Origin of the sequence: Halobacterium sp. CBA1126 (assembly GCF_009741975.1) — an archaeon.
Lineage (GTDB): Archaea > Halobacteriota > Halobacteria > Halobacteriales > Halobacteriaceae > Halobacterium.
In genome coordinates this window covers 1-20217 of sequence record NZ_WPCF01000042.1, presented here as the reverse complement: position 1 = coordinate 20217, position 20217 = coordinate 1, and the positions used below count along the sequence as shown (strand labels likewise).

Annotated in this window: 26 protein-coding genes; 16 read left to right on the top strand and 10 right to left on the bottom strand. The window is 56.0% G+C overall.

Annotation, left to right across the window (positions count from 1 at the left end; translation table 11 throughout):
- The 3 genes from GJ634_RS07695 to GJ634_RS07685 all read left to right on the top strand — a co-directional run.
- On the top strand, positions 1 to 354 hold a 354-nt coding region (locus GJ634_RS07695; protein ID WP_197425444.1), incomplete at its 5' end, for a twin-arginine translocase subunit TatC.
- A gap of 230 nt (positions 355 to 584) precedes the next feature.
- Positions 585 to 1100, top strand: coding sequence for a hypothetical protein (locus GJ634_RS07690; RefSeq protein WP_157501840.1), 516 nt, complete (start codon positions 585 to 587; stop codon positions 1098 to 1100).
- Between the two features lie 3 nt (positions 1101 to 1103).
- A complete protein-coding gene (locus tag GJ634_RS07685; protein ID WP_157501838.1) occupies positions 1104 to 2051 on the top strand; it encodes a tyrosine-type recombinase/integrase in 948 nt (315 codons plus the stop codon).
- 122 nt (positions 2052 to 2173) lie between these two features.
- Here GJ634_RS07685 and GJ634_RS07680 read toward each other — a convergent pair whose 3' ends face one another.
- Both GJ634_RS07680 and GJ634_RS07675 read right to left on the bottom strand, forming a co-directional pair.
- Positions 2174 to 3001, bottom strand: a complete 828-nt coding sequence (locus GJ634_RS07680; protein ID WP_157501836.1) for a hypothetical protein — start codon at positions 2999 to 3001, stop codon at positions 2174 to 2176.
- A 256-nt stretch (positions 3002 to 3257) separates the two neighbouring features.
- Positions 3258 to 4094 (bottom strand): N-glycosylase/DNA lyase, encoded by an 837-nt coding sequence (locus tag GJ634_RS07675; protein WP_157501834.1) that lies wholly within the window; start codon positions 4092 to 4094, stop codon positions 3258 to 3260.
- Between the two features lie 137 nt (positions 4095 to 4231).
- On the opposite strand from GJ634_RS07675, the gene GJ634_RS07670 reads away from it, so the two are divergent.
- Positions 4232 to 4498, top strand: coding sequence for a MarR family transcriptional regulator (locus GJ634_RS07670; RefSeq protein WP_157501832.1), 267 nt, complete (start codon positions 4232 to 4234; stop codon positions 4496 to 4498).
- 12 nt (positions 4499 to 4510) lie between these two features.
- Here the strand turns inward: GJ634_RS07670 and GJ634_RS07665 are convergent, their stop codons facing one another.
- From GJ634_RS07665 to GJ634_RS07655, 3 genes are all read right to left on the bottom strand, one after another.
- Positions 4511 to 4675 carry a hypothetical protein gene (locus GJ634_RS07665; RefSeq protein ID WP_157501830.1) on the bottom strand — a complete coding sequence of 55 codons (165 nt, stop codon included), beginning with the start codon at positions 4673 to 4675 and terminating at the stop codon, positions 4511 to 4513.
- Between the two features lie 572 nt (positions 4676 to 5247).
- A complete protein-coding gene (locus tag GJ634_RS07660) occupies positions 5248 to 5682 on the bottom strand; it encodes a hypothetical protein (protein WP_157501828.1) in 435 nt (144 codons plus the stop codon).
- 1 nt (position 5683) lies between these two features.
- Positions 5684 to 5911: a hypothetical protein gene (locus GJ634_RS07655; protein ID WP_157501826.1), complete on the bottom strand. Its 228-nt coding sequence runs from the start codon at positions 5909 to 5911 to the stop codon at positions 5684 to 5686.
- 117 nt (positions 5912 to 6028) lie between these two features.
- Here GJ634_RS07655 and GJ634_RS07650 point away from each other — a divergent pair, with 117 nt between their 5' ends.
- Both GJ634_RS07650 and GJ634_RS07645 read left to right on the top strand, forming a co-directional pair.
- Positions 6029 to 7168: a ParB/RepB/Spo0J family partition protein gene (locus GJ634_RS07650; RefSeq protein ID WP_157501824.1), complete on the top strand. Its 1140-nt coding sequence runs from the start codon at positions 6029 to 6031 to the stop codon at positions 7166 to 7168.
- A 91-nt stretch (positions 7169 to 7259) separates the two neighbouring features.
- Positions 7260 to 8258 (top strand): hypothetical protein, encoded by a 999-nt coding sequence (locus GJ634_RS07645; protein WP_157501822.1) that lies wholly within the window; start codon positions 7260 to 7262, stop codon positions 8256 to 8258.
- Between the two features lie 121 nt (positions 8259 to 8379).
- Here GJ634_RS07645 and GJ634_RS16650 read toward each other — a convergent pair whose 3' ends face one another.
- Complete coding sequence (locus tag GJ634_RS16650) at positions 8380 to 8745, bottom strand: winged helix-turn-helix domain-containing protein (protein WP_331714052.1); 366 nt, start codon at positions 8743 to 8745, stop codon at positions 8380 to 8382.
- A 31-nt stretch (positions 8746 to 8776) separates the two neighbouring features.
- Here GJ634_RS16650 and GJ634_RS07635 point away from each other — a divergent pair, with 31 nt between their 5' ends.
- The 6 genes from GJ634_RS07635 to GJ634_RS07615 all read left to right on the top strand — a co-directional run bounded on the left by GJ634_RS07635 (position 8777) and on the right by GJ634_RS07615 (position 12063).
- A complete protein-coding gene (locus GJ634_RS07635; RefSeq protein ID WP_157501820.1) occupies positions 8777 to 9634 on the top strand; it encodes a hypothetical protein in 858 nt (285 codons plus the stop codon).
- Positions 9635 to 9906: 272 nt separating this feature from the next.
- A complete protein-coding gene (locus GJ634_RS07630; protein WP_157501818.1) occupies positions 9907 to 10146 on the top strand; it encodes a hypothetical protein in 240 nt (79 codons plus the stop codon).
- Positions 10143 to 10676: a hypothetical protein gene (locus GJ634_RS07625; protein WP_157501816.1), complete on the top strand. Its 534-nt coding sequence runs from the start codon at positions 10143 to 10145 to the stop codon at positions 10674 to 10676. The genes GJ634_RS07630 and GJ634_RS07625 overlap by 4 nt, the downstream gene beginning before the upstream one ends.
- Complete coding sequence (locus GJ634_RS07620) at positions 10676 to 11041, top strand: DUF6908 domain-containing protein (protein WP_157501814.1); 366 nt, start codon at positions 10676 to 10678, stop codon at positions 11039 to 11041. Before GJ634_RS07625 ends, GJ634_RS07620 begins: the two co-directional genes overlap by 1 nt.
- 73 nt (positions 11042 to 11114) lie before the next feature.
- The gene (locus tag GJ634_RS16025) at positions 11115 to 11411 is read left to right on the top strand and encodes a hypothetical protein (protein WP_231736986.1); all 297 of its coding nucleotides are present in this window, start codon (positions 11115 to 11117) and stop codon (positions 11409 to 11411) included.
- 88 nt (positions 11412 to 11499) lie between these two features.
- Complete coding sequence (locus GJ634_RS07615) at positions 11500 to 12063, top strand: DUF4268 domain-containing protein (RefSeq protein WP_331714051.1); 564 nt, start codon at positions 11500 to 11502, stop codon at positions 12061 to 12063.
- A gap of 18 nt (positions 12064 to 12081) precedes the next feature.
- Here the strand turns inward: GJ634_RS07615 and GJ634_RS07610 are convergent, their stop codons facing one another.
- Together GJ634_RS07610 and GJ634_RS07605 are read right to left on the bottom strand one after the other, a co-directional pair.
- The gene (locus GJ634_RS07610) at positions 12082 to 12294 is read right to left on the bottom strand and encodes a hypothetical protein (RefSeq protein WP_157501812.1); all 213 of its coding nucleotides are present in this window, start codon (positions 12292 to 12294) and stop codon (positions 12082 to 12084) included.
- 33 nt (positions 12295 to 12327) lie between these two features.
- Entirely contained in the window at positions 12328 to 12666 is a 339-nt protein-coding gene (locus tag GJ634_RS07605) for a hypothetical protein (protein ID WP_157501810.1), read from the bottom strand.
- Positions 12667 to 12761: 95 nt separating this feature from the next.
- Here GJ634_RS07605 and GJ634_RS07600 point away from each other — a divergent pair, with 95 nt between their 5' ends.
- From GJ634_RS07600 to GJ634_RS07590, 3 genes are all read left to right on the top strand, one after another.
- Complete coding sequence (locus tag GJ634_RS07600; protein ID WP_157501808.1) at positions 12762 to 15728, top strand: N-6 DNA methylase; 2967 nt, start codon at positions 12762 to 12764, stop codon at positions 15726 to 15728.
- 265 nt (positions 15729 to 15993) lie between these two features.
- Positions 15994 to 16170 (top strand): ribbon-helix-helix domain-containing protein, encoded by a 177-nt coding sequence (locus tag GJ634_RS07595; protein ID WP_157501806.1) that lies wholly within the window; start codon positions 15994 to 15996, stop codon positions 16168 to 16170.
- Complete coding sequence (locus GJ634_RS07590) at positions 16160 to 16846, top strand: queuosine precursor transporter (RefSeq protein ID WP_157501804.1); 687 nt, start codon at positions 16160 to 16162, stop codon at positions 16844 to 16846. The genes GJ634_RS07595 and GJ634_RS07590 overlap by 11 nt, the downstream gene beginning before the upstream one ends.
- Here the strand turns inward: GJ634_RS07590 and GJ634_RS07585 are convergent.
- A complete protein-coding gene (locus GJ634_RS07585) occupies positions 16843 to 17619 on the bottom strand; it encodes a 23S rRNA (uridine(2552)-2'-O)-methyltransferase (protein WP_157501802.1) in 777 nt (258 codons plus the stop codon). The two genes, GJ634_RS07590 and GJ634_RS07585, sit on opposite strands and share 4 nt — an antisense overlap.
- A gap of 114 nt (positions 17620 to 17733) precedes the next feature.
- Positions 17734 to 19170 carry a DUF4382 domain-containing protein gene (locus GJ634_RS07580; RefSeq protein WP_157501800.1) on the bottom strand — a complete coding sequence of 479 codons (1437 nt, stop codon included), beginning with the start codon at positions 19168 to 19170 and terminating at the stop codon, positions 17734 to 17736.
- Positions 19171 to 19423: 253 nt separating this feature from the next.
- On the opposite strand from GJ634_RS07580, the gene GJ634_RS07575 reads away from it, so the two are divergent.
- Entirely contained in the window at positions 19424 to 20167 is a 744-nt protein-coding gene (locus GJ634_RS07575) for a DNA polymerase sliding clamp (protein WP_157501798.1), read from the top strand.
- Positions 20168 to 20217 lie beyond the last annotated feature (50 nt).

Sequence of the window (20217 nt, the reverse complement as noted above, 5' to 3'; positions counted from 1 at the left end):
CTCGTCTACGACGCCCTCGACGCGGGCATGATAATCAGCTACACCGTCAGCACGTTCGCGTGGATGGTGTTCCTGCTGACCGCGGGCATCGGCCTGCTCGTCGACATCCCCGTGACGATGCTGCTGTTCCACGCGGGCGGCATCGTCTCCTACGAGACCATGCGGCGGCGCTGGCGGGTCCCGGTCATCAGCGCGTTCGCGTTCGCCGCGCTCGTCACCCCGGACAGCCTCTACACGATGCTGCTCGTCGCGCTCCCCATCGCCGTCATGTACCTCTTGGGGCTCGGTATCCTCACCGTCGTGACCCTCGGCGGCCGCCGCGGCGGCGGGAGCGCGTCGACACGAACGGCTTAAGATATTCCCGCGGTATTCTCGCGGTATGCCCAAGTTACGACATGTCTAAAACATAATAGTAATAGTGACGGAACCAATAGTGTAGTGTGTATTGATGCCCCGAAAACAACTCCGTGGAGTCGCAACACCCGAAATTAGGAAAACCCCTACGCGACCTCACGATAGCCAATCGTCCCGCCCTCAAAACAAACGTATCACAATTCCACAACACCTAACGCGAGGTGTCCTCAGTGGTTCGTGACTGCCGAATCAGTATTGCCGTCCACGAAGAAACCCGCGACGACTGGAAAGACGCCGCTGAAGACGACCCCGAAATCGACTCGATGGCACAACTCATCCGCATCGCAGTTGCCCAATACCTCAACGACACCGACGACACCTCCAGCACTGGCGTCCCCGATGGTATCGAAGAACAACTCTCCGACCTCGCCGCACAACACCAAGACATCACACGTACCCTCAACGAACTCCGCGGACAATCCGACGACATCCACGAAGCCGTTACCTCAAGTGTCGACCCCGAAACCGAACAACTCGCCAACGACGTCTTCGACCTCCTCCCCAGCGAATCCGACGTCACCGGCACCCAAGTCGTCGCGAGCAGCGGCCCAGACCCCGGCACAATCGACTGGCTGAACGACCGACTACAAGCACCAACCTACCGAATTCGCGCCGCACTCGACTACCTCCAAGAGTCCACGTACGCCGTGCAACACGACGACGACCAATACTTCAAGGAGGTGTGACTGATGAGCGAATTCGTCACCGACCACTTCGACCGTTACCTACAGCGTGTCGCCGGCATGAAATCGGACGCGACGCATCAAACCAGAGAGAAGGGCCTCCGGCGCTTCAATATATGGCTCGAAGCAACCGGCCGCGACCCCCTCGAACTCTCCCCACTAGATATCGAGGACTTCCTCGTCGCCCTATCGAACGAGGACTACGCGCCGAACACGATTTCGAGCTACTTCACGTCCGTCCGACTGTTCTACAAGTTCCTCGACCGGGACGGCGTCATCGACGACAATCCGGCGGCTGACGTCGACCAGAGTAACCTCAAGGCCCTCACGAAGGGTACGAAGAAGCACCAGGAAACGGATATCGTGTACGTCACGAAGGACGAATTCGAGTCGATGGTCGAGAACGTCCCCAGTCCGAAACTCCGGAATCGACTCATCCTCCGCTTACTCTGGCAGACCGGCCTTCGACGCTCCGAGCTTGCATCCATACAACTCGACGACATCGACCGCGAGGAACGCAGTATCACCATTTACTCCACGAAAACCGACCACACTCGTACGGTCTACTATCAGGAGTCACTAGACTTCCTGCTCGACCAGTGGCTCGACAACGGCTACCGCGAGTCCTACCTTCCCGCCCCCGAAAGCCCGTACCTCTTCACGAGCGAGCGGTCGGAGCAAATCAGCGGTGAAACCATCGGGAAGGTAGTCTTGGAGGCTGCCGAGAGTGCGGGCTGTCAGGAGCAGATGTATCGGGACGCGTCTGGGAAGGCGAAGTGGCGAATTACTGCTCATGCGATTCGTCATGGGCACGCGGTGCAGGCGTTGAAATCAGGGATTGACATTCGCACCTTACAGAAACACTTGGGTCATCGCAACCTCGATACGACTGAGCGATACCTACGACTTCTCGACGACGACGTCAAAGAGGAATACCGAGGTTTCGAGACGTAATCGACTATCGGGGAATGACACTCTTCGGGACGCCAACCCTACCTATAGCGCCATGAAATCCTATTCGCTAGATGGAACTATCGTTGGAAATTCTGAAGAAATCCGGTACTATGGGATAATTCTCAATCGAGACGTTGAAGCACGGGTAGGAGTCTCTGCCGAATCTCCTCTGACCGTCTCCCTGTGCCAGCATCCTCTGGCCAGTCAGTTTCACTCCACGCGGCCTGGAAGGTTCCCGATGATAGGATGATTTGTCTTAGTTCCTCGTCTCGACTCCCATGCAGTTTTAGAATTTGCATGTTTTCCGCGGCGTTCTCGACAATATCTGCCCCCTTGAGGTTATTCCCGGGTTGGCCACCACTGAACTGCTGATTGGAGACATCTTCTGCCAGTTCATTCAGTGCAGTTGCCAGCGGTGAATCTCCTTCAAACGCTGATTCACCGTTAGGGGAGCCAAACTTAAACACGGTAACTGTATCCCAACGGTCATAGAAGTCTCTCATCATGTCCTGGGAGAAGGTGTTATAGAAGAAGTAGTCATCAGGAGTTATACTGGTGTCTGTCTTTTCTGCGATAAATTGAGGGACCCAGTGTTTAATCAGGTCTTCTAATGACTCAAATGCGAACATACCATTCCCGAAGTAGAGGACTCTTGGTAGGACTAATTCACGTTGGCTGATTTCTACTTCTTCGTCACCATCACGCACGACGATACTATTCTCGGTGTCAGAACCGTAGTAGAAGCTGCAGAATTCATATTCGCTATGTGTGTCGCTTAGATATCCCGTTCTTCCACGCTCTTGAAAGACGCGTGTTTCGCCGGTTTCATCCTCCTCTTCTTTCCGAGTTTGCCACTCCCCATCTATCGCCTCATAGACTTCCTCAACGGACGGAATCTCACCCGAGGGAAGGTCGAATCTTCCGAACTGGAAGCGTTCTGATTGTGACATGCTATACCGAGACAACAGCGTCTGACATTAAATGCTTTCCCACACCAAAGTGAAAGTAGACGAAAGCCCCTCAGAATGACCTTTTAAATTATTGTCAGACGGGCTCTAACGCCTTATTTCGGTTTCAACTATACCCTGTATTCACGGGCAATTATACGCTTATCACGTGGGGAAGAGAAGTTGGAGAGTACCTCCTACGTACTCATAGCATCTGAACTGGTCTGAGTCACCTGTATCTCTGGAATCAAATGTAGGCTCATTTGTCGTGAACTGAAACCCGTCCTAATTCCAGACCGACGTCGTATAGTTCGCTCTGTAAGTAATCCCTCCCCCAGTCCTCCCAGTGCTTCCCGATACGCCAGAAGGGACTATCGAGGTCGGCAGGAGTAATATCGGTCGGTTCGCAGACTTCCCACCAGAACTCTCGAATCGCCTCTTTATCCTCCTCGCTGAGGTCGTAATCGGTGCCACAGATTGCGTTCGTGACCTTCTGGATTTGCACGTCCACAGGGATATGTAGCATCTCCTCGCCCGCAAGAGGTCGAACTTCTCGATGGATGTTGCGGAGCCACAACGGTCGTATCTTGTCGCCGGCGAGATAGGGGAACTTCGAGTCGAAGAAACGAGTGTCGCCCGACGCCTCTTGGACGTACTCACCAATACGGTCCATGTTGTAATCGAATTGCCCGAAGAGGTGTATCGGGTCGCTATTGTGGTCGTGGTAGAGCGTTCGGGAGATTTCGTACCAGATTTTCGCGTCTCGCGTTCCCATCCGAGTGCCGACCTCCTCGAATAGGGCATCTAACTCCTCGAAGCTATGTTCTTCGACGACGGCCTCGGGTTCGAAAATCCAGTGTTCGTCATCCCAGAGGTTGTCGAAGTTGCCGTACAATACCTCCGCGTCCCGCTGGAAATTGAGTGCCGTGACGAGCGTGTGAAAGAGAGCTTTCTCTCGGTCGGTTTCAAAGTCTTCGAGAATGCGTTCCGTGAGTCCTTTGTGTTCCCTGAAGGGGGAGGCATCTCGGTCGTAGTCGTCGACGACTGATTCGACAGCAGTGCCAAGCTTTCGAATAGTCTGATTCTCGGTGGCCATAACAGACAGCCAGCATCTGGTTCCTCAATCCACTTATGTATAACCACAAAATTCTGTGTCTACAGGCTATCTTTACTGCTCTACAGACACATCTTCTCCGGCTCTTAGGCTGTCTACAGGTCAATCTACAGGGAGAAATGCGCCCTCGGATTGAGTGGATGACGCAGGCTGATGAGAGGGTCTTGGAATTTCTCTACGAGAAGGACATCGTTGCTTCCCCCAGCGTTATCGCAGCCAACATCGATTACACCAGCGAATACATTTCTCGACGCTGCCAGAAGCTCGCTGATGCGGAACTCCTCCAACCAGTGGACCCGACTAATTACCGTATCACTGAGTTGGGCGAACGCTATCTTGAAGGAGATATTGACCCATCGGAAGTTGAACCGGTAGACGGCGGCTAACCAGTTAGAGATTCAGTTCTTTTGCTCTAGGCCGACCGCTTCTGGATATTCACCGAGGGCTAGTAACTTCTCCCTGATTTCTTCGTTGGCGAGAGTGCAATTCCGCCTCACATCAAACTCCCTATTGGAGACATGGGGGCCGTCCTGAAGAAGGGTGATGGTCTGATTGATTTCCACTAAGAACCGCTGTGTCGGATGCTGTTCGACTCCATCTATCCATGATGTGTAGTATGTAACCAGCGTAAAACCGGAAGGCTGCTAGCGCTATCCCTCACAGAATCCGAAACACCCGTATTGGAGCCTTTCACTTCTTATCTGCCCCAGACTGGCGTGGAGTTAACCAACACTACTCAGGTATCTGACCTCCGTTGGTTAACTTCTGGTTGAGTAGCGTGTCGGCTATAGAACTGCACAGCGTATTGCTGTCGGGAGTCAGAACGTCCATGACCTAAACTACCAGGACATCGTTGGAGTCGATTATAGCCGTAATACGACCGGAACCTGTCGAAAGACGCCGTGAGTGACTTCTTCCAGAAACCCTCTACCTCCTTTTCAACTTCTTCAGTAGGTACACTAACTCACACGAAGAACAGTAGTGGTGGCAATCAACTCCTGTAATAAACGGGATAGGCATAATCACCTGACGGGGGTTATGTCACCGGGCGCGCTCTTGGGTTCATTATCTGTTATTACTGTAGTTTCTAGTGTAATCTTACGAGGGGAGTGGGGGGAGGGAGTGGTAGAAGTGTTTACTGTATATTATACTGTGTTATGTACTCTCGTTGCTGTTGTCGGATTTCCTCATCGGTCGGGAAATCGTCAGCATGCTTCTCGAAGAGAAGTTCCCACTCCGTACTTGACCCAGTGAATGGCTGCTGCTTCACCCAGACAAATCCAGTGTCGCCTCCTCGATTCTCTGGACCAGAAATGTACCCTGCTTCCCGAAGCAGCTTCAGAACTTCTCGGACTTGAGACGGCCCGACGGGGGTATCACTAATAACTTCGACGTCAGCCGCTATCTCTTTGGCAGAGAACTCCTCTGGGACAAGCTGAAGAACGCTTATAATGTCGATTACTGACTCCCGCTTGACGCCGTTCCGCATCGGTGAGGTCTGCTCGTCGTCAGTAGATTCCGATGATGTGTGGGATGGAGTTGAAGTGGGTTCTTCCTGCTGCTGCGTCATCTTACTGGTTAGCAATTATATCTCCGTGTTTGGTTTGAAGGTGGTCAAGCACCTGTTGTTCGGTATTTCCCCGATAGCGACAGAAGATACACTCGTACCGCTCTTCTATTGCTTCCTCGGGTGGAACATCTTCAAACTCGACGGTGACCGTTGCGGTCAAGCCTGCGTACTGCTCGCCGAGTAGGAATGTCCCGTTCTCGTAGATACGGCCCGTTTTCTCCACTACCATTACGTTCGGGTAGGTTATCCGGCATTAAGTAAATTATAAATCTTCAGTCACGTAGTCCTCTCATTACCAGTAATAGTAGCAGAAAAATCTTTGATGGAAGGCTAAAGATGCTCGTCTATGCCTGCTGATGTTGACCCAGATAACTTGGAGCCGCATCCCTATAACGAGTGGATATACCGGCAGGAGGATTTAGACGAGGCTACTCGTCGATTTGTCGCAGACATCGATGAGGGTGGGATTGAGCAGCCCCTCGTTGTGAATGAGGACTACGAGATTATTGATGGGGTCCGTCGATGGATGGCTGCTCGAAAGTTAGACTTGTCTCATGTTCCGGTGGAGGAACGCTCCTACGGTTCAAAAGAAGAGGAACGACTTGCGATTCTTCGCCATAACGATGACCGCCACGAGACCTCGCTCCAGAAGGTCCGTGAGGGGCTTATGTACGAGAAACTGGTCGCCCCTCAGATGCAAGACCGGATTGAAGCAGGAGATACTATAGACGATGACGACCCCCTGTTAGATTTAACAGAGGGTACCAACGCGACGACCCGTGAGATTGTTGCGGACCGTGTTGGCTGGTCTGGCACAACTTACTACAAAGCCCGATATCTGTGGCTCAGGTCTATCGCCAAAGACGACCCTAACGACCTTCCTGACTGGCTCACTGATGTCGTTGACCTCTCTGAATTACGTGATATTCCCGATGAAGTTAGTGCTAAAGCAACGAAGTTGGTTCAGCAGGTAGGGGAAGGATTGGCTGTTAATAGGGCCTATGACCGTTTGAAAGATGCAGAGGAGCTGCACGAATTGGAGTCAGCGATTGATTGGGACACAATCGATAGTTCGGGGGCACAACGACACTTGCAGGAGGTGGAAAGCAACTTCAAGAGTATTAAGCAAAATGTACCAGACTCGGGGGCGTGGAATAACGTACTCGGGCAGGCGGTCGAAGAATTTCGGAAGAGCGCTGGTAAGTCTCCCGACGAGAAGAGGCGATACATACTCTCCTACCTCCTGGAAAACGAAGATAAGATAGATATCTCGTCTGACGAAAGCGCCGAAGTTACTGGATTAGCTCACCGGCAGCCACCTGCGGACAAGCTACGTGAACTATACTGGGAGGAGGAACTGACGATTACAGATATTGCTATTCTACATGGCGTACATCCGGAATTAGTGAAATTCTGGATGCGAGAAGAAGAGGTCCCTCTTCGGAGGGAAGACCTCCCTAAGAGAGAGCGAGAACGGATTAGATAGGATGAGTCAGATAGTAGCCCTTCGGACCTCTATCAAAGAATTCCAGCAACTTCTACGGTGGAGTTCGCTCCAAAGATATCATCAATATCTATTGGTTCGCATCTCCTCTTCTGAACTCGATATTCTCGCAGCCGACAGGGATGGACAGATTGAGACGTACTGCACTTTCAACGAGTATTTTCTCGAACGGATTGACGTCGATGCGCAGGGGTCTGGACCAGTCTATGCGACTCTCCCAGTTGAAGAATTAACTAGTGTTCTCAATCAATTTCAAGCCACTCTTGATGACGTCAACCCAGCAATATCCGTCTATTTCACCGGGCCTGAGTTTGAGTCTGAAGCCACAGAGATACATCTCAGAAGGGGTGATATACAAGCAGGACGGGAGTTGCCTGAGCCGAGACAGTTGGACGGAAGACCCCCGACAATTCCGATAGACGTCGACGGTTTGAAGAACGAAACTGGGATTGATGACTTATCTGAATTAGCGGATAGAGACGATATCCCTCGGTCAATTATCGCCCGGTTCGTATCCGCAGATGAGGGTCGGACGATTATTCCCAGTACGGAGTCCGGATCTCCTCCCAAAATTGAGGGACGTGGTCATAATCCTCCTCAACCCCTGTCCCGTAATTGGAGGGATTCTTGGCTTGACCCGATGGAATTACCGAGTCTCTTCAATCGGAACAACATCCTAGAGCTTCCTCAAGACGAGCGTCACCGTCCAGCACCGATACGAATTGAGACAACTCTGAAGAGCCTGAGGAAATTCTACGATGTTGCATCAAGTCGTCGGCGGGAGCCGTTCAGAATTACCGTTGAAGATAGCTCGTGGGTTATCGATTATGGTGATGAAGATTCCATTTCGATAGAGGGGTCCCTAACTGCCGGTGTGACCTCCAATATTAGTGAGCGGATTTCGAACTGCTATGGGGATGAATTCAAGCATGTTGTGGAAAATCTTCCACGTGGTCGTAGGGGGGAGCAGGTAGAATTACAGACTGCACCCGGTGGTCCACTGGCATTCGTGTTACGTGACCGGTCATCTGGCGCTGTTCTTCGCCATGTTATCCAGTCACCGGGGACCTGACCACTTGCTTCGACAGATAGACGGCACAGACACGCGCTATACGGAGTGATTTTGTTCCATATACCGTGAATACTTGAGGGAATTATTAGCGGATTTACGAGGGTCTATGCGTCTCTGTGTTTCAGCTCTGTTCAGAGAATGCTTTGAGTAAGTACTCTCCACTCTCTGTCAGTTCGTAGATTTTCTTTCCGTCACGCTCTTCGACGACCTCAATCATTCCTTCTTCTCCGAGTTCTCCGAGGTGAGTATAGATGTAGCCGTGGGAGAGGTCGAGCTTTTCTGCGAGAGCATAGCCATGACTCGGCTCTTCGGAAAGATGCTGGAGAATATCGAGTTTCGTTTCGGAGATGAGCGCCATCTGTTCGACTTCTCTGACCGGTGGAACCGAAAGCGATAGAACTGGAATCCCTGACCGGTCAGCGAACCCAAACAAGTAATAATTTTGAGTTTTAAACTGGGGGTACACCGGAAATGTCGGTCCGACCACCCACGAAACCCGCCCATGCCGACACCACTGCATGGAGGCAGACTCAGTCATGACGCCCGAATTCGAAACTGCACTCTCCAACGACCTCGACGTCTCGCAACTCACGAGAGACGAATTACACCCCGACACAGAGGACATCGAGATACTAACAAATGATGACCAGACGATTTCCTTCACGCATCCACGCCATCTGGAAACAGTTGAGTCAGCATTCGACTTAGACCGGCAGCACGTCGATAGCTCGACACTCCGCACAATCCTCCGAGACGTTCCACTCGCGGACCACGCGATAGGTGTTGCAGCAACGACTGACGGAGTTGCAGGGATTCAATTACGGCTCCTCGCTGGCGCACTCAACGCCGCAACCGCCGACATGACCGACGACCTGAGGGTGGTATTCAGTACGCCGGACGGGAACTCTCCGACCGCGATTGGTGTCCAGCCCGTGAGTGAGGGGTTACGCGACCGATTCAACGCGGTACTGACTGATTCTCTCGGTGCGGATTCTGGTGTCGTGATTGTGCTTCCGCCGTTCCAGATTTCAGACGACGCTATTGTCGGTCGTGAGAAGTACGACGGCATCCCGGTTCTGGAAGTTGACTCCCAGTCTCCTGACGAGGAGAGAGGGGAATCGAGCGAGGGTGGTGAGCTGCCGACGTTGACGCTTTCACGAATTGCTGCGTGGGGTGGTGGGATTATCTCTGGGCTTGTGCTGGTCAATCTTCAGTCACCGGGAAATGAAGTCTTCCTGCTCATAGTCGCGATGGCTGTTAGTGCACCGAACACGCGGCCTTGGATTGAACGTGTTCTCGGCTATAAACTCAGCCGAGGGATGGTAACAGCCATCGTACTGCTTCTGTGGTGGGTTGCAGGTATGATGATAATTTGACTGCACGAAGGGTATCTTGATTGGTTTCGACTCTTTGAGGGCTAGTCGCGATGCTGGTGGGCGGAAATATCGCTTGTGTGTAATTGGTCGTGTTCGCCGTGAAATTGGCGTGTGACGCGCTAAGCGGCTAACTATTGACCGGGAAAGTGACAACAATTTGTAAAGTTTTACATCACTACGCCACATACGAATACGTGTAGGAGCGTGGGACACAGCCTTAGAAACGGCCGCCTGCTGGAACAGGCGACCCACGCTTCTCGGAGGAGAAGCAAATGTCACGTACTACCGCAACCCAGAAAGAAGTACCGCCCGCGGACAGTGGCGCACAACAAATTGGAGACCACGCAGTCATCCGGAAACGCGAACTGGTGCCGGGCAAACACCCCGACCCCCAGTTACGCCGCGAGGGACAAACCCAGTACCTCGAACAGTATTTCGAGTGCGTTCACTGCGGCATCGAGGTGCTGTCGAAGATGGACCTACCGGACGACTGCGACGGTGATGCGCGGTGAACGTCCTCGATGCGCAAATCGACTGGCGTGAAGACGTCGGAAATGACCCTCGGCTGGAAGTGCTCGTCGACGAGATTCCCGACCGGAGCGACCTTCGATTCGAGCAGGAGGGCAATCTGTGGGTTGGAGAGTACGAGGGGTACGTCGAGTATTTCGCGTGGAGTGGTGATGGGAACGACGGCGGCTTCTCGGGACGATGCTTCGAGGTGACGACTACCGACGACGAGACGGTGACTCTGAAAGGTCCCTGGAGTTCGCGTGCCGGCTGCGTGAACAAACAAGGACTCGGCCCAGTGGTTGATGTTCGATTAACGACCGACCGAGACGTCCTCGAACGTGGATACACCTTCAAGAGTGGTTCCCTTACGCTTCGAGCAGCGAAACGAGCGATTGACCTCGCTGCCGATGATGGCCACCTGGAGCGCGTCCTAAAATTCGACGACGAAGAGCCCTACTGGGTTCCCACCCGCGAGAACGGTGATAGCGACGGTGCTCGTGTCGATGTCGAGTACGAGCGGGGTGAGGCCTAATGGAGGTGGTCGAAGAAATCCTCGCTTCGGTAGGCGTCGAGGACGTCGAGGAGATGGCGGTTAACGAGAATTACACTATCGAGGTGGACGGGTACGAGGACTCGACGATTGAGAAAATCGCTGAAAACCAAGTCAGTGTCGCGCATCATTACGTACAGCGCGGCGACCTGATGTGTGACCCCGAAATCGTGTTCCGCGTTGAGGACGGCGACTGGACCCCTGTCGAATACACGCAGCACCCGCACACGCATCAGCACGACTCGACTGGATTGGACATCACTGATTTCGTTGACCGGTGGAGTGAGAATCTTCGAAAGCAGGGATTCGTCGCCGCAGCCGGCGATTCGACGGAAGCCGACTCATAGTGGACATTAGATTCGTTTCTGTAGTCGTCGTGTTCGGGGTATGTTTTTGAGGAGTGCTGGTGTTGGTGAGCGTATGCCGGAGTTTGCGTCACTTGAGTCCCAGGAGGTCCGCGAACACTGGGACCACGAAGCCCGTGACTTCACACCGTGGTTAGCCGACGAGATACGGTCTGAAGCCGTCTCTGAGTTGGAGGATGCACTTGGGCTTGACTTGGACGTCATCGAGGAGGAGAAGAGCGTTGGCCGGTATAATGTGGATATTTTGGCGGAGGTCGTCGACGCCAATCGGAATGTCGTTATCGAGAACCAGCTTGATGCGTCGAATCACGACCATCTGGGGAAATCAATCGCGTACGCTTCGGGGGGTTGACGCGGACATTATCGTGTGGATAGCGCCGCGATTTAATGACGAGCACCGGGATGCGATTCAGTGGTTGAACGCGAATAGCCGGGAGGGGGTGGACCTCTTCGCGATTCGGCTGGAAGTGTGGAAGATTGGTGATTCGGAGCCGGCTGTTCGCTTGAATCCGGTTGCGGAACCGAGCGAGTGGAAGGAGAAGGCGAAACGCTCGGAGGGTGAGCTGACGGAGACGAAGCAGTTACAGGAGGAGTTCTGGACGGAGTTCCGGGACCGTATCGAGGAGCGGGATACGCCGTTGAGTGCGCGGAAGCCGAAACCACAGCACTGGTTCAATAACCCGATAGGGAAAGCCGGATTCGCGTTGTCGTTCACGCTGAATTCGCGGGATAGTGAGTTACGAACGGGGCTCGTGATTCGTGATGATGCCGACGCTTACTGGCAGTTAGCGGAGGAACGCGAGGAGATTAACGAGGAGTTTGATGGTGAGTTAGTGTGGACTGAGCCAGAGGAGACGCGCGCCGGGAAGCAACGGAGTAAGATACTGGTTACACGGCGAGGCGATTTCACTGACGAAGACCAGTGGGACGATTACTTAGAGTGGATGTTAGAACACGGCGAACAATTCCATGACGTCTTCTACGACCGGATTCAGAGGTTATAGCCTCTGTCAGTGCCCATATTAACGTTCCTCGCTAACTGAGTCGACTGCGTCAAGGACCTCCTCATATAATTCTCTATCATACTGTTTCAAAATCTGGAGGTCCTCTTCAAATGAGCCAATCTGCTCTTCGATGTCGGACCTCATCTTATTCGGGTGATAGGTGAGGTTCTTATATTCAGACTTTACAGCTTCCCTCTGTTGTTCTGTGAGGATTCCACGTCGTTGGTCCATTTACACGCCAATAATACCTGACTTGCTAAAGAACTATTCGTCAAGCGGTATAAGGGCGTTAACCCGCCGCTCTTTATCGAGTACTTCCTGAACTGAAGGGGCTGGTTGGAATACAATCTCTCCGTCATCTACTGTTCTCTGAAGCAACCCCTGCTGCTCGTACCACGTAAGGACATCTGCTAACTGAATGGGTTTGCCAGTCGGCCGTTGATACACTACAGGAGAGACATCGTGAGCGTCACACCAATCTTGGGACACGGAGTACAGGTGCTCGTATAACTCTATTGCCGCATTTTCGTTGATATCTGTTAAGAGTCTCGCGTAGTCATCTTCTTTGCTCTCCGTCCAAACCTCAACTTCTACTACCGCCATACCACCAATTGTTGATACACTGATGTATTTCTTACCATATGTGGTTATGGTGCTCTCGATGGAACTAAGTGGCTGGTGTCTATACAGTTTGATAGATGGCGGACCTCTCCGATTTCATCGAAGATGGAGATACTGAGTCCGGCTCCCAAGACATGATAGAGGACTATCTGACCGGCCGTGAAATTGAGGAGACAGAGGAGAATAAACTCCGCAATCGATACATCCGGTATCTCATCGAAGAGCGCGGGTTCGATGAGAAGACACTCAAAACGGTTCCCGAATGGCGTGTACCTCCTCGTCCGTCTGCTTCACGGACGAGTAACGAGGCGAAGCGACCTGACTTCGTCTATTTTGATGGTCCTGACCATAACGAGAGTGAGGACCGTATCCACACGGTCGGTGAGACCAAGACTCGACATACCGAGGGAGACTCAGCCCACGAGGAGGCCGAGAGTCAGGTGAAGTGGTATCTGACAAACGAGTCTCAGGCTGAATACGGCGTCGCTGTGAGCGATTTAGAGGACCCATTCAAGGTCACGGTATTTGCCGATACAAAGGACCAAGCAGGACGAAAGAACGTAACAAAGGTCAACTTTGACCCTCCACTTCCTGGTGAGGAGTTAGATGTCGACGCAAGCACGCGCATTCGGGATTTAGAGCCATTTGACGAGAATCCCAAGCAGCTCACATCGGAAATCCGGGACTACGTCCACGCGCACGACGAGAGTGCAACGGACGACCTCACGATGGCGAAGCAGTGGGCGTACATGATTCTCACCAAACTCAAGGACGAAGAGAAACCTCTGGGAGAACGCCCTGCGTTGCATATTCGAGAGGGGGATGATGCAAACGCGGTTGCGAATCGGGTTGACCGTGTGTTCAAGCGGCAAGTTCTAGATAGTCATCCCGCAGTATTCGGTACTGCCCCCGACAAGGATGAGTGGGAGATTCAGTTTGACGATGAAACCAAGCGATTCATCGTCAGCAAGTTACAGGAGTACTCTCTCCAGAAGACTGACGCCCTGTTCATGCGGGAGGCGTTTGAGGTCTTCATTACAGACGCTGTTAAGGGAGACGAAGGCCAATTCTATACCCGTCGTAACCTTTGCGAGGGGATGGCTCGTGTTGCTTCCCCGAACCCCGGTGACAATATTGGTGACCTCGCTGCTGGGACTGGCGGACTTCTTGGTGCAGGTATCGAGGAGGTATCCAAGAAACTCCGGAAACAACTTATTGAACAGGGACAGGAAGACCGTCACGCACTGGAAGTCCGCCAATTTATCGAGAGCCACGTCTTCGGCGTCGACAAAGCTCACTTCGCGGTTGACCTGATGGAGGCTGAGTTAGAGGCGATGGCAGGGACAGCGCCGAATGTCTTCCGTAAAAACAGTATCAAGCATCATCGGTGGGACGACGACCCGCTCCCGAGTGGTAGATTCGATGTCCTGTTCGCGAACTTCCCTTACGGAAGCGGATTGAAGGAGACTGACCAGACTGACCTTCAGGAGTATGAACTTGGATACCAGTGGGAAAGCACTGACGGCGATGACGGCCCACGGGAACTGACCGACGTTTCTGGTATTGGCCCTTCGACGGCTGAAGACCTACAGGAAGCCGAGTACGAAGATATCGGGGACGTTTATGAAGCTGAGGCGGACGAACTCGCCGACATCCCCGGTATCGGCGGAAAAACCGCGGAGAAGATTCTCGACGACATCTCCAAAGAAGACGTCGAGGAACTTCGTGGTGAAGGTGAGGAAGAAGAGCAGGAACCGTTCGTTCAGACAGACCAAGTTCGTGATGAACAGGAGATTAGCATCCTGTTTCTGGAACTATACCACGAGATGCTGAGTGAAGGGGGACGAGCAGCGATTGTCTTCCCCGAGACACACTTGGTTACTGACGACTACGTCGCCTATTGGCTCCGTCGCAAATTCCGGGTGCACGCCGTCTGGGACCTGCCTGACCAGATGTTCCAGCCTCATACACACGCGAAAATGGTGGTTCTCTTCTTAGAAAAGCCACCTGCAGATGTCAACCCCCGTGAAGAGGACTATCCCATCTTTATGGGGACCATCGAGCAAGTGGGCCACAACCAGCGTGGGAACCCGCTTTACAAACGCGACGATGATGGGGATATTGTAAGGGATGAGGAGGGCCGGAAGGTTCGCAAGGACCACATCCCGGATATGGCGGAGGTCACGCTGGACTGGTTCATCAAAACGAAAGACTTCATCCGAAATGCTGAGCCTGACGGGTCCTACTTCGAGGACGGCAACGAGACACCTGACCTTGAAGGAACTGACCTCGAGGATGACCAAGTGACGGTCAGCTATAATGGTGAGATTGAGGATGACACTCTCGTTCCGCGTGCCTATCAACGCCAACCCATCGAACGTGCTCGGCAGTGGGCGGAGGAACACGACTGTGAACTCGTCCAACTAAGCGAATTGATGGAGGAGGGCGTCGTAGAGGCCTTCCGAGGACATGGCGGTGTGAAGAAGGAATGGTATAGCCCTGATAACGAAATCCCCTATATCAACACGAGCCGAGTCAGCAAGTTCGAGGTTTCTACCGTCGGAAATCACGTCAAGCGGGTTCCGAAGGAGGTCTACGAGAGTAGTAAGGAGAAACTGGAAATCCAGCCCGGCGATATCTTCATCGTGAAACGTGGGGAGAATTATATCGGGAACGTCGGAATCGTTCACCCAGCACACATTCCTTTGCTCTCCGCGGCGGAGAACGACATTCTCCGGGTGGATGAGGACAACGACTATAACCTGACTCCCGCGGTCCTCCTCTATCTACTCTCGCAGGACATCGTGACGGACCAGCTTCAGGCCAAGCATGAGTACGAGACGATTATCTGGAACGTCAGTGACCGGTATCAGGAGGTCTATCTTCCGATACCGCAGGACGAGGAATTCCGGAAAGAGCTTGATGAAGCTGTTCAAAAGCGTGCTGAAGGATTTGGGACCCTCGTGGAATCAATTGACTCAAAGATGGACCGCGTCCAGCAGAGAGAAGATGATGAAAAGCAGGAGATGAAGCCCGAGAACTAATTTTAACGTAGGCTTCACTCCGTTTGTTCGAAACCCCGGGAATACGGGGCTGGACGGTTTCGGGTTGCTTCTCTAAGAATTATCCGGGATGTGTGACAGAAGTTAGCCTGCCAATTTATTGGATATTGCATCGGAGGAGATTTCAACGGTGCTCCTACAGTATTCTCTCAAGAGCACTAATGACGATGCACCTGACCGAGAACTGGCGAGGACCACTGTTTGTGGCGTCGAATCTTATGTGCAGTTTATGTGGTGAGTGATTGTTATGCCCAAGATAAGCGTCGAGATTCCCGAGGAGCTGCTGGCGGACCTCGACGAGCACGTCGGCGACGACGGCAAGTACGTGAACCGCAGCGACGCCATCCGCGCGTCCGTCCGGAAGAACCTCGACATCCTCGACGAGATCGACGAGCGCCACGGGAGGCTCGACGATGCGGAGTGAGGACCGCCTCGTCGCCGGCCAGGTCGCGCTCGTCGGGCTGTTCGTCACCGCGCTCGTCACCGCCCAGCTCACGGCGTCGAAGCTACTGCTGTTCCAGATTCCGTTCTCGCTGCCGTTCACCGGGTCGGCGCTCGTCATGCCGGGCGCGGCGCTGGCGTACGCGCTGACGTTCTTCGCGTCGGACTGCTACTCCGAGCTGTACGGCAAGCGCGCCGCCCAGGTGCTCGTGAACGTCGGGTTCGCGATGACGCTCGTGATGCTCGCGCTCGTCTACACGACCATCGCGGCGCCCATCGCGCCGTTCTCCGGCGTCGGCCAGACCGAGTTCGCGCGCGTCCTCTGGTCGAGCTCGAACATCGTCGCGGGCAGCCTGCTGGCGTACGTCGTCAGCCAGCACTGGGACGTGCTCGCGTTCCACGCCATCCGCCGGCGCACCGACGGCGCGTACCTCTGGCTGCGCAACGTCGGCTCCACGGCCACCAGCCAGGTCATCGACACGGTCATCTTCGTCACCGTCGCGTTCTGGGCGGCGCCGCAGGTGCTCGGCGTCGGCCCCGTCTACGAACCGGCACAGATTCTCTCGCTCATCGTCGGCCAGTACGTCCTCAAGCTCGGCATCGCGGTCGCCGACACGCCGTTCGTCTACGGCGTCCGGCGGCTGCTCGCCGACCGCTAGTCGCGGCGCTCGGCGAACCCGAAGTTCGGCTTCACGTCCGTCACCTCGACCGCGACGGTCTCGCCCTCGTCGGCGTCCGCGACGAACAGCGTGTACCCGTCGACCTTCGCGACGCCGTCGCCCTCGTCGCCCTCGTTGACGATTTCGACTTCGAGCGTGTCGCCCTCCTCGACGGGGGCGTTCACGCGGTTCTTCGCGACCACGTACAGCTCCGAGGACGAATCCCGGGAGGCGTCCGGCGTGTACGTCCGCGTGAACGCGAACTCCTCGTCGACGTCCGCGAGGTAGTCCTCGAAGTCCTGCCCGTCGAAGACCTTCGCGACGAAGTGCCCGCCGTCGTTCAACAGCTCGCGGGCCGTGTCCAGCGCCATCCGCGCGAGGTGCACGGAGCGCGCGTGGTCGAGGTTGTACTCGCCGGTCATGTTCGGCGCCATGTCCGAGATGACGACGTCGACGCCGCCCGGCGCGGCGCGCTCGATGTCCTCGCGGGTGTCCGCTTCGGTCATGTCGCCCTTGATGGTCTGGACGCCCGCCTCGGCGTCCTCGAGGTCGTCGATTCGCTGGAAGTCGACGCCGACGACCTTCCCGCGCGCGCCGACCTCCTCGGCGGCGACCTGCAGCCACCCGCCGGGCGCCGCGCCGAGGTCGACGACCGTCGCGCCGCCGAACAGCACGTCGAACTCGTCGTCGATCTGCTGGAGCTTGTACGCCGCCCGCGTCCGGTAGCCCTCCTGCTTGGACTTGTTGTAGTAGTGGTCCTTGCCGTTCCCCATAGTCAGTTACCGGCCGTAGGGCGCCCGGACTGAAAACCACGTCGCTGTGGGGTGCTGGCCGCCGAACCGCGAAAATCCGCAGGAAGAGGGTTCGCAATCAGTCGGCGCGAGCGCTCAGTTCGCCGCGGCCGCCGTCGTCGAATCCAGCGTGACGGTCTCGCCGTCCGCGGTCACGGTCACCTCGGTGTCGAGGCTCGCGTCCGCGGGCACCGCGAACGTCAGTTCGCCGTCGGCGTTCGTCTCCCCGACGACCTCGCCGTCCACGGCGACCGTCGCGTCTCCGACGACGTCGCCCTCGCCGTCCGTCACGACGACGGTGGCGTTCTCGCCGGCCGCGAGCCCGCTCTCGAGGGTCACGCCGAGTTCGGCCTCGTCGCTGTCATCGTCCTCCTCGGACTCGCCGAGTTCGAACTCCAGTTCGGCTTCGCCCTCGCCGTACGCGCTTCCCTCCTCGGTCTCGGCTTCGAGTTCGAACTCCTCGGCGTCCGCGGGCACGCTCACGGTCGCGGTGCCGTTCGCGTCGGTCGTCACTTCGACGTCCTCGTTCACCGTGACCGTCGCGTTCTCCACGGGTTCGCCGTCCTGCGTGACGCGCACCGTGGCGTCCTCGCCGGCGGTCACGTCCCCGACGAAGTTAGCCTCGAGTTCGGCCTCGACGTCGCCCTCGACGTCCACGCGCTCGATGGGGACGTCGGTGCCGGACTCGCTGGCGACCGGCTTCAGGATGTACTTCCCGCTGTTGCCCGCCTCGAAGACGGTGATGTCGAAGACGAACTCGACGTCACTGCTCTGGTTCACGGTGAAGTCCTCGTTCAGGTGGAGCTTCTGACTCGGGAGCTTCACGTTCACCTGCTCGCCGGACTCCAGGGTCCCCTCGACCTCGCCGACGTGGACGAACACCTTCTCGTACTCGCCCGCGGGGACGCTCATGTTCCCGAGCTGGGTCGCGTTCGCGCCCTGCAGCTCGGTCAGGTCGACCGTGCGGTTGTCGACGTCGTGCTCGACCCACTCGGTCTCCCCGTCCTCGTCGTCGTCGGCTTCGAGTTCGTACTCGAGTTCGGCTTCGCTCTCGCCGAACTCGCTGTCCTCGTCGGTGCTCGCCGAGACGCTGAACCCGCCGTCGGCCGGCACGCTCACGGTCGCGGTGCCGTTCGCGTCCGTCCGCACGGACACGTCGGCGTCGTCGGCTTCCACGGTCACGTTCCCGGCCGGCTCGCCGTCGTGCGTGACGCGGACGGTCGCGTTCTCGCCCGCGGTCACGTTCCCGACGACGTCGAGTTCGAGGCCGCCCTCGCTCTCGGTCTCGACGTCCCAGTCGCCCGACGCGTTTGCGGCCGCGTCACCGGACTGCGCGAATCCGACGCTCGTCACGGTGACGTTCAGGTGCTCGAACTGCCCGATTGCGTTCCGTTCGTCGCTCACGTAGAACGACACGGTGCCGCTGTTCTCGCTGTCGCCTGTCTGTGCCCCGTTCGGGCCCGCGATGCCGCCGGCGCACCCGGCGAGCAGTACGAGCGCGGCCACGACGAGGCTGGCTGCGGTTCGTCTCATGCGTGTCCGACTCCACGACCGCGACCCACCTAAAAGGACCAAGCCCTGAACCCGGTCCGTTCCCGGATTAACGCCGATTAACTCGCGTTAACGGCGGCCGCCGCCCTCGGGACGCGCCGGCCACCCCTCGCCGCGAGCGCCGCTCGCCCCCTCGTCTCCACCCGCGCACAACCGACCCCGCCGCATTCCCGCGATTTACGCGCGCACGCGGAACGCGGGGCTTTTTAGGGCCCGATTGCGTAGCAGTCCACATATGTTCAAGGCGATTGTGAGCGCCGACACGCTCCGGGAAACGCTGGACTCCGTGAGCGTGCTGGTGGACGAATGCAAGATCCACCTCGACGAGGACGGACTCTCCATCCGCGCCGTCGACCCCGCGAACGTCGGCATGGTCGACCTCGACCTCGGCGCGGCCGCGTTCGAATCCTACGAAGCCGACGGCGGCATCATCGGCGTCAACCTCTCCCGGCTCGAGGACATCGCCGGGATGGCCGACGCCGACCAGCTCGTCCAGCTCGAGCTCGACGAGGAGACCCGCAAGCTCCACATCCAGATCGACGGCCTCGAGTACACGCTCGCGCTCATCGACCCCGACTCCATCCGGCAGGAACCCGACATCCCGGACCTCGACCTCTCCGCGAACGTCGTCATCGAGGGCGCCGACATCGACCGCTCCGTGCGCGCCGCCGACATGGTCTCCGACCACATCGCGCTCGGCGTCGACGCCGCCGACGAGCTGTTCTACGTCGACGCGGAGGGCGACACCGACGACGTCCATCTCGAACTCACCCGCGACGACCTCATCGACCTCGAAGCCGGCGACGCCCACAGCCTGTTCAGTCTCGACTACCTCAAGGACATGAACAAGGCCATCCCGAAGGACGCGGAGGTCGAACTCGAACTCGGCGACGAGTACCCCGTCAAGATCCACTTCGACATCGCCGAAGCCCAGGGCCACGTCACCTACATGCTCGCGCCGCGGATTCAGAGCGACTAACTCGCACTTTTTCCTGCGTTCGGCGCGCTTCGCGCGCCTCACTTGCAAAA

What these genes read in the sequence shown, in the direction of transcription:
- GJ634_RS07685 (WP_157501838.1), top strand. Translation starts at nt 1,104, where the DNA reads ATGAGCGAATTCGTCACCGACCACTTCGACCGTTACCTACAGCGTGTC.
- GJ634_RS07680 (WP_157501836.1), bottom strand. Translation starts at nt 3,001, where the DNA reads ATGTCACAATCAGAACGCTTCCAGTTCGGAAGATTCGACCTTCCCTCG.
- GJ634_RS07675 (WP_157501834.1), bottom strand. Translation starts at nt 4,094, where the DNA reads ATGGCCACCGAGAATCAGACTATTCGAAAGCTTGGCACTGCTGTCGAA.
- GJ634_RS07670 (WP_157501832.1), top strand. Translation starts at nt 4,232, where the DNA reads ATGCGCCCTCGGATTGAGTGGATGACGCAGGCTGATGAGAGGGTCTTG.
- GJ634_RS07660 (WP_157501828.1), bottom strand. Translation starts at nt 5,682, where the DNA reads ATGACGCAGCAGCAGGAAGAACCCACTTCAACTCCATCCCACACATCA.
- GJ634_RS07655 (WP_157501826.1), bottom strand. Translation starts at nt 5,911, where the DNA reads ATGGTAGTGGAGAAAACGGGCCGTATCTACGAGAACGGGACATTCCTA.
- GJ634_RS07650 (WP_157501824.1), top strand. Translation starts at nt 6,029, where the DNA reads ATGCCTGCTGATGTTGACCCAGATAACTTGGAGCCGCATCCCTATAAC.
- GJ634_RS07635 (WP_157501820.1), top strand. Translation starts at nt 8,777, where the DNA reads ATGGAGGCAGACTCAGTCATGACGCCCGAATTCGAAACTGCACTCTCC.
- GJ634_RS07630 (WP_157501818.1), top strand. Translation starts at nt 9,907, where the DNA reads ATGTCACGTACTACCGCAACCCAGAAAGAAGTACCGCCCGCGGACAGT.
- GJ634_RS07620 (WP_157501814.1), top strand. Translation starts at nt 10,676, where the DNA reads ATGGAGGTGGTCGAAGAAATCCTCGCTTCGGTAGGCGTCGAGGACGTC.
- GJ634_RS16025 (WP_231736986.1), top strand. Translation starts at nt 11,115, where the DNA reads ATGCCGGAGTTTGCGTCACTTGAGTCCCAGGAGGTCCGCGAACACTGG.
- GJ634_RS07610 (WP_157501812.1), bottom strand. Translation starts at nt 12,294, where the DNA reads ATGGACCAACGACGTGGAATCCTCACAGAACAACAGAGGGAAGCTGTA.
- GJ634_RS07605 (WP_157501810.1), bottom strand. Translation starts at nt 12,666, where the DNA reads ATGGCGGTAGTAGAAGTTGAGGTTTGGACGGAGAGCAAAGAAGATGAC.
- GJ634_RS07600 (WP_157501808.1), top strand. Translation starts at nt 12,762, where the DNA reads ATGGCGGACCTCTCCGATTTCATCGAAGATGGAGATACTGAGTCCGGC.
- GJ634_RS07595 (WP_157501806.1), top strand. Translation starts at nt 15,994, where the DNA reads ATGCCCAAGATAAGCGTCGAGATTCCCGAGGAGCTGCTGGCGGACCTC.
- GJ634_RS07590 (WP_157501804.1), top strand. Translation starts at nt 16,160, where the DNA reads ATGCGGAGTGAGGACCGCCTCGTCGCCGGCCAGGTCGCGCTCGTCGGG.
- GJ634_RS07585 (WP_157501802.1), bottom strand. Translation starts at nt 17,619, where the DNA reads ATGGGGAACGGCAAGGACCACTACTACAACAAGTCCAAGCAGGAGGGC.
- GJ634_RS07580 (WP_157501800.1), bottom strand. Translation starts at nt 19,170, where the DNA reads ATGAGACGAACCGCAGCCAGCCTCGTCGTGGCCGCGCTCGTACTGCTC.
- GJ634_RS07575 (WP_157501798.1), top strand. Translation starts at nt 19,424, where the DNA reads ATGTTCAAGGCGATTGTGAGCGCCGACACGCTCCGGGAAACGCTGGAC.